This window comes from Paenibacillus oleatilyticus (assembly GCF_018998565.1).
Taxonomy (GTDB): domain Bacteria; phylum Bacillota; class Bacilli; order Paenibacillales; family NBRC-103111; genus Paenibacillus_G; species Paenibacillus_G oleatilyticus.
The window spans coordinates 1-384 of sequence record NZ_JAHNZO010000129.1 but is presented as its reverse complement, the minus strand read 5'-3'; the positions used below and the strand labels follow the sequence as shown (position 1 = coordinate 384).

At 64.3% G+C, this 384-nt stretch carries 1 protein-coding gene; it reads left to right on the top strand.

Features of this window, described 5'->3' with window-relative positions; all coding sequences use genetic code 11:
• Positions 1 to 384 (top strand): LysR substrate-binding domain-containing protein (locus KQX66_RS36610; RefSeq protein ID WP_216798416.1); only part of this gene is annotated, 384 nt, incomplete at both ends.

Here is a 384-nt window from a genome sequence, read left to right as displayed (position 1 = left end):
ACATCAAGATGCGGCTTTACGCGATCCAGCCCTATCTGGACGCGCGCGGCATGCCGACCACGATGGATGAACTCGCGGGCCACCGGCTGATCTGCCAGAACACGACCTCGGCGCAGGTGGCGGCCGGGGCGCGGCTGGTGCGGGAACTGATGACCCACAACATCCCCTCGACCCTGACGGTGAACAACTATTTCGGCGTGCTTCAGGCGGTCCTGAACGGGTTGGGGATCGGCGTGCTGCCCGATTACGTGACCGAGGACCATCCGCAACTCGTCCGCGTGCTGGACGATGTCGAATCGCACGACGTTCCCGTCTTCCTCGCCTATCCCGAGGAATTGCGGGCCTCGCGCCGGATCGCGGCCTTCCGGGAATTCATCACGGAAC